General features: G+C 71.4%; 6 protein-coding genes. 4 read left to right on the forward strand and 2 right to left on the reverse strand.

All coding sequences use genetic code 11. The features are described 5' to 3' along the window. Positions 1–207 precede the first annotated feature (207 nt). The 4 genes from DLJ47_RS30095 to DLJ47_RS30110 all read left to right on the forward strand — a co-directional run bounded on the left by DLJ47_RS30095 (position 208) and on the right by DLJ47_RS30110 (position 6,854). Positions 208–2,511, forward strand: a complete 2,304-nt coding sequence (locus DLJ47_RS30095) for an immune inhibitor A domain-containing protein (protein WP_199236065.1) — start codon at positions 208–210, stop codon at positions 2,509–2,511. 322 nt (positions 2,512–2,833) lie between these two features. Further along, a complete protein-coding gene (locus DLJ47_RS30100; RefSeq protein ID WP_109905061.1) occupies positions 2,834–5,227 on the forward strand; it encodes an immune inhibitor A domain-containing protein in 2,394 nt (797 codons plus the stop codon). A 126-nt stretch (positions 5,228–5,353) separates the two neighbouring features. After that, positions 5,354–5,845 (forward strand): hypothetical protein, encoded by a 492-nt coding sequence (locus DLJ47_RS30105; protein WP_109905063.1) that lies wholly within the window; start codon positions 5,354–5,356, stop codon positions 5,843–5,845. Positions 5,846–5,921: 76 nt separating this feature from the next. After that, positions 5,922–6,854 carry an alpha/beta fold hydrolase gene (locus tag DLJ47_RS30110; protein WP_109905065.1) on the forward strand — a complete coding sequence of 311 codons (933 nt, stop codon included), beginning with the start codon at positions 5,922–5,924 and terminating at the stop codon, positions 6,852–6,854. A 1-nt stretch (position 6,855) separates the two neighbouring features. Here DLJ47_RS30110 and DLJ47_RS30115 read toward each other — a convergent pair whose 3' ends face one another. Next, positions 6,856–7,221 (reverse strand): hypothetical protein, encoded by a 366-nt coding sequence (locus tag DLJ47_RS30115; protein WP_088997046.1) that lies wholly within the window; start codon positions 7,219–7,221, stop codon positions 6,856–6,858. Next, on the reverse strand, positions 7,218–9,208 hold a 1,991-nt coding region (locus tag DLJ47_RS30120; protein WP_233258093.1), incomplete at its 5' end, for an SseB family protein. The genes DLJ47_RS30120 and DLJ47_RS30115, both read right to left, overlap by 4 nt.

Consider the following 9,208-nt stretch of genomic DNA (forward strand, 5'->3'; position numbering starts at 1 on the left):
CCAGGCCCCGGACGCCCACCCGGCTCCACCAACCGCAGGCCGGCGCCCCGCCACGACGTCGGCAAAACGATCAAACGTGACCGGAGCATCACCGCACGTAAACGGCGCACGGGTTAAACGACAAGCTAAGGGTGAGTGACGCATCACATGACAGTCACGGCCTTGGCCGCGCCCGTCATGTAACAGATCCACAAAGGAGGAGGACCTTTGAGGAGACGAGTCACAGCCGGCCTGGCCACCGCCACGGCCGCGCTGCTGGCGGCGGGAGTCGTGTCGACGCCGGCCTCCGGCGCTCCGGCCGCGGGCCCGCCCCCCGGTTCCGACAAGGCGAAGCACGGCAAGGACAACCTCCCCGATCCGATGGCGGATCAGCACCGGGAGGTCCGGAAGCAGGCCATCGCCGACCTGCTCTCCGGCAAGGCCAAGCTGCAGACGCGCAACGGTTCCAAGGTCATCCAGGTCAAGGACGACCTGTTCGTCGAGTACCAGCAGGCGCCGAAGACCGACCCGATCTTCACAATGCTGGTCAACTTCGGCGACCAGATCGACCCCCGGACCGGTGGAGCTGCCGGCCCGGTGGCCAACCAGATCGCCGAGCCGGACCGGAACTGGGACGGCAACGCCACGGACGACAACAGCACCCTGTGGCGGCCGAACTTCGACCGGGCCCACTACCTGGACATGTTCTACGGTCCGGGTGAGTCGATGCGGGACTTCTACCTGAAGCAGTCCGGTGGCCGCTACACGGTCAGCGGCGACGTCACCGACTGGGTGCAGGTCCCCTACAACGAGGCCCGGTACGGCAGCAACGCCATCTCCGAGGCGGACGGCTACTGGAACTTCGTCAAGGACAGCGCCACCGCCTGGTACGAGTCCCAGGTCGCCGCCGGCAAGACCAGCGCGGAGATCAAGCAGTACCTGACCCAGTTCGACATCTGGGACCGGTACGACTTCGACGGCGACGGCGACTTCAACGAGCCCGACGGCTACATCGACCACTTCCAGGCGGTGCACGCCGGTGAGGGCGAGGAGGCCGGCGGCGGTGCCCAGGGCGAGGACGCCATCTGGTCGCACCGCTGGGCCGCGTTCCCGAACCTCGCGGGCAGCGCCGGTCCGGGCGAGAACAAGGCCGGCGGCGTGCAGATCGGCGACACCGGCATCTGGATCCGGGACTACACCACGGAGCCGGAGAACGGCGGGCTGGGCGTGTTCGCCCACGAGTACGGCCACGACCTCGGTCTGCCGGACCTCTACGACACCGCCGGTGGCGACAACGGCGTGGGCTTCTGGAGCCTGATGGCCTCGGGTTCGTGGCTGAGCCACGGCACCGACGACATCGGGTCGACCCCGGGCTACATGGACCCGTGGTCGAAGCTCTACCTCGGCTGGCTGAACTACACCGTGGTCGAGGAGGACAGCGGCACCACCCAGGTGACGCTCGGGCCGGCCGGTGACAGCGACGGGCCGAAGGCCCAGGCGGTCGTGGTCAACCTGCCCGCGCAGACCCAGACCACGAACTACAACACGCCGTTCGGCGGGTCGTACGAGTGGTGGGGCGGCAGCGCCGACGACCTGAACACCACGCTGACCCGTCAGCTGGACCTGACCGGTGCGACCTCCGCGTCGATCACCGCGAAGGCCTGGTACGACATCGAAGAGGACTACGACTACCTCTACGCCGAGGTGTCCACCAACGGCGGGTCCAGCTGGACCCCGCTGAGCAACTCGTCGATCGACGCCGGGGAGACCGGGGTCGACGGCTCGACCAGCGGCAACTGGGTCGACCTGGGCTACGACCTGTCCGCGTACGCCGGGCAGAGCGTGCTGTTCCGCTACCGCTACCAGACCGACGGCGGCGTGCACCTCGCCGGCGCGTTCCTGGACAACGTCTCGCTGGTCGCCAACGGCGCCACCGTCTGGACCGACGACGCCGAGACGCTGGCCGCGGAGTGGACCGCGAAGGGCTTCACCCGGATGACCGGCTCGGTCACCGACTCGTACCCGCGGTTCTACATCGCGGAGAACCGCAGCTACTACGGGTACGACGACACCCTGCGCACCGGCGGCTACAACTTCGGCTTCGGCAACACCCGGCCGAACTTCGTCGAGCGGTTCGCCAACCACCCGGGCATGCTGGTCTGGTACGTCAACTACGCGTACGGCGACAACAACACCTCGGAGCACCCGGGCTACGGCCTGAACCTCCCGGTGGACGTGCGGCCGGGCGTCATCAAGGTTGGCCAGGGCACGATCAGCAACCGCCGCAACGGTTACGACGGCACCTTCAGCAAGTTCGGCAAGCCGGCCCAGACGTTCCACGTCAACGGGGTGCCGGTCACCGTCCCGGCGATGGACCCGAACCCGGTGTTCATCGACAACGGGCCGAACAAGTACTGGAGCGGCAGCAACCCGTGGAACTCGGTGAAGGTGGCCGGTAGCGGCACCCGCATCGAGATCGTCCAGCAGGGCACCAACCCGACCGACGACATGGTGGTCCGGGTCAGCAACTGACGACAGCGACACCCGTGGGGCCGGTGGCGGCGACGCCACCGGCCCCATTCTTTGCGTACCCGAACGAATTGATCGAAAGGTGTCGCTTGGCACTGCGTGCCGTCCGTCCACACTGTTCACGACCGAGGGCGAAAGTCCGGGATGTGACAGTGGGAAGCGTTCCCACCAAAATCTTGCAACAAATCGACGCACGCGTCTTCCCACCGGTCCCACCAGTGTCTATGTTCACCATTGGTCCCACTAGTGGGATCGATTTCCACCGGCCCGTACCCCCGTAGGGCCGGTTCCCTCACACCGGAGGTACCACGTGCGCAAAGTCGCAGTGGGTCTGCTCGGGCTTGGGCTGACAGCGTCGGGGCTGGCGTTCACCACGTCGGCCAGCGCCGCGCCGCAGCCGAAGCTGCCGACGGCCGCTCCGTCGGTTGCCGAGCCCGCCCATGTCGACCACGACCTGCCGAACCCGCTCGAGGACAAGCGCCGCGCCCTGCGCCAGGAGGGCCTGAGCAAGGTCCTCGCCGGCAAGGCCAAGGCACAGCGAGTCAACGGCAGCACGGTGGTCAAGGTCGGCAAGACCCAGGCCGAGGGGGCTACCGCCCGCTCCGCCCGGGGCGGCGCCGACCAGACCGAGGACCAGTACGTCGAGCTCTCCCGGGAGAAGACCGACCGGATCTTCGTGATCCTGGCCGAGTTCGGCAACGAGCGGCACCCGAGCTACCCGGACCAGGACACCGACCCGGACACGCCGGGCCCGACCCGGTTCGACGGGCCGCTGCACAACGAGATCCCGGCGCCCAACCGGGCGGTGGACAACTCCACCGTCTGGCAGCCGGACTACAACGCGGACCACTACCGCAAGCTCTACTTCGGCACCGCGCCCGGTGACGAGTCGCTGAAGCAGTACTACGAGGCCCAGTCCTCGGGTCGCTACAGCGTCGAGGGCACGGTCACCGACTGGGTGAAGGTCCAGTACAACGAGGCCCGGTACGGCCGCTCCGGCGGCTTCCCGTGCGCCTCGAACGTCTGCACCAACACCTGGGCGCTGGTCCGCGACGCCGCCAACCAGTGGGTCGCCGACCAGAAGGCGGCCGGCCGCACCGACGAGCAGATCGCCGCGGACGTCCGGGCGATGGACCAGTGGGACCGGTACGACCACGACTCGGACGGCAACTTCAACGAGTCGGACGGCTACATCGACCACTTCCAGATCGTCCACTCCGGCGGCGACGAGGCCGACGGTGACCCGCACCAGGGCGAGGACGCCATCTGGAGCCACCGCTGGTACGCCTTCGCCTCCGACCAGGGTCGGACCGGCCCGCCGAACTTCCCGGCCGGCGGCACCCAGATCGGCAACACCGGCATCTGGATCGGTGACTACACCATCCAGCCGGAGAACGGCGGCCGGAGCGTCTTCTACCACGAGTACGGCCACGACCTCGGTCTGCCGGACGACTACAACAACATCAACGGTGGCGACAACAACAACGAGCACTGGACCCTGATGGCCCAGAGCCGGCTCGGCGGCAAGAACGACGGCGGCATCGGCGAGCGCGGTGGTGACCTGGGTGCGTGGAACAAGCTCCAGCTCGGCTGGCTCGACTACGAGGTGGTCGTCGCGGGGCAGAAGCGCACCATGACCCTCGGCCCGCAGGAGTACACCTCCAAGGAGGCGCAGGCCGTCGTGGTGGTGCTCCCGCCGCGGGACTACACCTTCGACAACGGCAAGCCGTTCGAGGGCACCAAGCAGTTCTTCTCGGGTAACGAGGACGACCTCAACAGCACGATGACCCGGACGCTCGACCTGACCGGGAAGTCGTCGGCGGCGCTGTCCATGAAGGGCCGCTACAACATCGAGGCCGACTTCGACTACATGTTCTTCGAGGCGTCGGTCGACGGGGGTCAGAACTGGACCCCGCTGCCCGGCACGGCCAACGGCCAGCCGCTCAAGGAGATCTCGCCCGGACGCTTCGCCCTGGACGGCAGCAGCGACGGCCAGTGGGTCGACATCAACATCCCGCTCGACGCGGTGGCCGGCCAGGCCGCGCAGTTCCGGCTGCGCTACCAGACCGACGGTGGTGTCTCCGACGGTGGCTTCTACGGTGATGCCATCACCGTGACCGCCGACGGCCAGACCGTCCTCTCCGACGGTGCCGAGACCGGCGCCGAGGGCTGGACGCTCGCCGGTGGCTTCGAGATCGCCGAGGAGACCTACACCCGGGCGTTCGACAACTTCTACATCGCCGGTGCCCGGCACTACATCTCCTACGACAAGTACCTGAAGACCGGTCCGTACTTCTTCGGCTACGCGAACACCCGCCCGGACTGGGTGGACCACTACGCGTACCAGGAGGGCCTGCTGATCTCGTACTGGAACACCCGGTACGCGGACAACGACACCTTCGAGCACCCGGGTGAGGGCCGCAACCTGTACATCGACGCGCACCCGCGGCCGATCTACAACCTCACCGGGCAGGCCTGGCGGGCCCGCGTCCAGGTCTACGACGCGCCGTTCGGCCTGCGGAAGGCGGACTCCTTCACGCTGCACCTCAACAGCCAGCCGCAGTACATCCGTGGCCAGGCCGCGCAGCCGCTGTTCGACGACACCAAGCAGTACTGGTACGCGGAGCTGCCGAACCACGGCGTCAAGCTCCCGGCCGTCGGTGTCAAGATCCGCGTGCTGGAGGAGGACGGCAACTACACCAAGATCCGGATCTCCTGATTCGCTGATTCCGCACCACCACGCGATGCCCGGGCAGGCCACGTGCCCGGGCATCGCCCTTTGCAGAGGCGGTTTCCGGGGGTGCCGCGGCGGGAACCCACCACCGCGCCGGCGCGTCCGATTCACGTGCGTCGCGCAACCCGTACCACCGTCGCCGGCCTGGCCGCCGTCCTCGCCCTGGCCGGCTGCGCCGGCTCGCAGGAGGGAAGTGCCGTGCCCACGGAACCCACGCCGTCGGCCGCCCCGACGGAACCGGACCGGACGTCCGCCGACGCCACCCCGACGCCGCCCACCGGCCCCACCGCGGCGGCGCCCTCGGGACGGCCCTTCCGCGCGACGACCGACCTGCCCACCATGGGCCCGCCGACCGCGCCCCCCAGCCAGCCCACCGACCTGCGCAAGGCGAACATCCTCGCCGGCCGGATCACCCGGGGCGGCACCGGGCCCTGCTACGGCCTGGTCACCGACGACGGCCGCGAGTACGCGCTGCACGGCGTCGGCAAGGGCAGCTTCGCCACCGGCAGCTGGGTCCGGGTGACCGTCGGCCCCGCCGATCCGGCGGCCGACTGCGGCCCGGGCACCCCGGCCAGCATCATCAAGATCAGCCCGGTCGGCTGACCGGGAACCAGCGATCCCGACCACCCGCCGGGCCGGCGGACGGGCCGGCCGGCACCGGGGTCCTAGGCTGTCTGCCATGACCGAGCAGCACGACGGGCCCGTCGACGAGTCCTGCGTCCTCACCGAAGGGCCGTGGACGCACCGGTTCGTCGGGGCGAACGGCAGCCGGTTCCACGTGGTCGAGGCCGGCGCCGGGCCGATGGTGCTCTTCCTGCACGGCTTCCCCGAGCACTGGTGGGCCTGGCACGAGATGCTGCCGGCGGTCGCCGACGCCGGCTTCCGCGCCGTCGCCGTCGACCTGCGCGGCTACGGCGCCAGCGACAAGCCACCCCGGGGGTACGACGGCTACACGCTGGCCGCCGACGTCGCCGGGCTGATCCGCGCGCTCGGCGAACGCTCCGCCACCGTGGTCGGCACCGGCGCCGGCGGCCTGATCGGCTGGACCGTGGCCTCCTTCCACCCCGCCCTGGTCCGGCGGCTGGTGGTGCTCGGCGCGCCGCACCCGCTGCGGCTGCGGGCCGCCATCTTCGCCGACCCGCGCGGGCAGTTCGCCGCGTCCACCCCGACCCTGAAGTTCCAGCTGCCCCGCTACGAGCACGTGCTCACCCGGGACGGTGCCGCGGCGGTCGAGGAGATGCTGCGCCGCTGGGGCGGCCAGCGCTGGGTGTCCGGGCCGGACTTCGAGGCGTACGCGCGGCGCTGCCGGGAGGCGATGCGGATTCCGCAGGCCGCGTTCTGCGCGCTGGAGGGCTACCGCTGGGCGTTCCGCTCGGTGCTGCGCCTGCACGGCTACCGGTTCGTCCGGCTGATGCAGAAACCGCTGATCACCCCGACCCTGCAACTGCACGGCGCGCTCGACCGGGCCTCGCTGCCGCGTACCGCCCAGGGTTCCGGCCGGTACGTGGTGGCGCCGTACGAGTGGCGGCTGCTCGACGACGTGGGCCACTTCCCGCACGTGGAGGCGCCGGAGGTGGTGCTCGGCGAGATCCTGCGCTGGGCGAAGTCCTGACTCAGACCCGCTGCTCGCGCAGGTCGGCGACCTCGGCGGCGGGCGCCCAGCCCTGGTAGACGCCGAAGTCGAACACCTCCAGCCCCATCGCCCGGGCGACCGGCCAGCGCCCGCCGGTGTACTCGACCCGCAGCCAGCCGTCGTGCTCGCCGAGCACGATGAACGGCTGCCCCTGCCAGGTGCAGGTGGTCCGCACGTACGCCAGGTCCTCCACCTCGGTGGCCGGCAGCACCCGGACGTACCGGCCGGGGCGTACCTCCTGGAAACCCTCGCCTGGTTCGGGCTGGTAGAGCCGGATGTCGTCGCCGTCCGGGCTGGCCTGGTACTCCCGCCCGCGCCACCGGGCCACGTAGCCGTCCCGGATCACGGCGCGTCCACCCGGCGCCAGAGCAGCGCGTCGGTGTCGAGCACGGCGACCATCCGTTCGGTGCCGTCCGCGCCGATCCGCCACAGCTGCGCGCCGTGCGGCAGCCGGGCGCTGTCCACCTTGAACTCCGCCACCACGTCACTGCTCTCGCCCGGGGCGAAGCCGTTGCCCCGGAACGGCGCGCGTTCGATGACCCAGCCCTCCATGGCCCGCATGGCGGCCTCGTTCTGCCCGCCGTAGGGAATCCGGTAGAGGCTGGGCCGGTACGCCGGCCAGCGCAGCAGGTAGATCTCCTCGGCGTTGCGGGCGAACGGCGAGTCGGGATAGCCCAGGCCGAGGGCCTCGTACAGCTGGGCCGGCGTGGTCAGGTGGGCCAGCTCGCTGGCCCGGTGCACGAACCCGGAGACCCGGTCGTAGCCGCGCTCAAGGTAGTAGCCGAGCTGGCTGGGGGCGACCGCCTTCTGCATGACGACCGGACGGGCCGGGTCCGCCGCGGGCGGGGTGTACCGGGGGCGCTCGGCCACCTCCGGAGCCGTCGGCGCCTCGGGCTCGTTGTCGGCGTCGTCGCCGAGCCCCACCTCGGCGGCCCAGTTGGCCAGCCCGACGATCTGCTCACCGGGCAGCTTGGCGCCGACCGGGGTGCCCGGGTTGACAACGAACGACCACGCCTCGTCCGGCCAGCGCCGGATCAGCTGGACGAACCGGACCCGGACCGTCTCGACCGGTGCGTCGGTGTGGTCGGCGAGCCGCTCCGGAGAGGTGTAGACCACGACGAAGGTCTCCCCGTCCAACTCCTCGGTACGCCACACGAAGCCGGGCTCGCCGGGCCGGCTGCCCGGCGCGGACTCCGGCGACACCGGCAGCAGGACCCGGGCCAGCAGCAACGTGGAGAGGAAGGTGTCGGTGCTGCCCGCCCCGGCCGCGTCGAGCAGATCCTCCTCGACCGGGTTCGCCGGCTGGAACTCGGCGGCCGGCGCGGAAGGCGGCTCGGCGGCCGGCGCGGAAGGCGGCTCGGCGGCCTGACTCGGCGGCGGCTCGGCGGCTGGCGTGCTCCCGCCGGTGCCGGCGTCCCGGGGATCGACACCCGACCCCACCGTCGGAGCGTCGGTGTCCGGTCCACCGGTCCAGGGGTCTGTGTCCGGTCCACCGGTCGGAGCGTCGGTGTGGTTGGCGGACACCGGATCGCCGCCCTGCTCGGTGGCCGGGGTCCCGGCGGCCGGCGGGGTGGCGACGGGGTCGGGCACCGTCCACAGCGGGCCGGTGTCCGCGAGGTCGGAGGCGTTCTCCGCCGCCGACCCGGCTGCCGGCGCCACCTCGGGCGCGGCACCGGCCTGGGGCGTCCCAGCCCCGGCCCGGGCCGGGATCCAGGCGGAATGCTCGGCCGGGATCGTTCCCGCCGCCTGCGGGTCACCCTGATTCGGAAGCCAACCGGCGGTCCGCCGGTCAGCCGTCGCCGCGTCCGGCGACGACCGGGTCGGGATGTTCCCGGCCGGCGGCGGATCGGCCGACACCGGCTGGCTCGGGAGCCAACCGGCGCTCCGGCGGTCAGCCGGGGCCGGGGACGCTGCTTCCGGCTCATCGCCGCCGGCCTGCCCGCCCGGCGACCCCACGGACGGGACGCCCGGCAGCGGCTCGGCACCGGCCGGTCCGAGCCCGGCCGCACCGGTCGACCCGGGCCGCTCGGCCACTCGTTCCGGCCCCGGAACGCCGGTGCCCACCGGTCGCGCCGACCAGGCCGGAGGAGCCGTCACCCCGGCGCTCGGCGGTGCCGCCGGTCCGGCGGCGGACGGCCCGGATCCGGCGCCGGCCGATCCGCCCGCCGGCGCGGCGCCGGGCGAGTTGGGGACAGGTGGGCCGGAGTCGTCGGGCCCGAGCGGACCGGGACCGGCGGAGACCGGCGGCCCGGCATCGACCGGCCCGGCGTCGAGCGGCTCGGTGAGGTCGCGGGACTCGACGATGGTCCCCTCGATGACGATCGGGGTGAACC

Source organism: Micromonospora sp. S4605, from assembly GCF_003176715.1.
GTDB lineage: Bacteria > Actinomycetota > Actinomycetes > Mycobacteriales > Micromonosporaceae > Micromonospora > Micromonospora echinaurantiaca.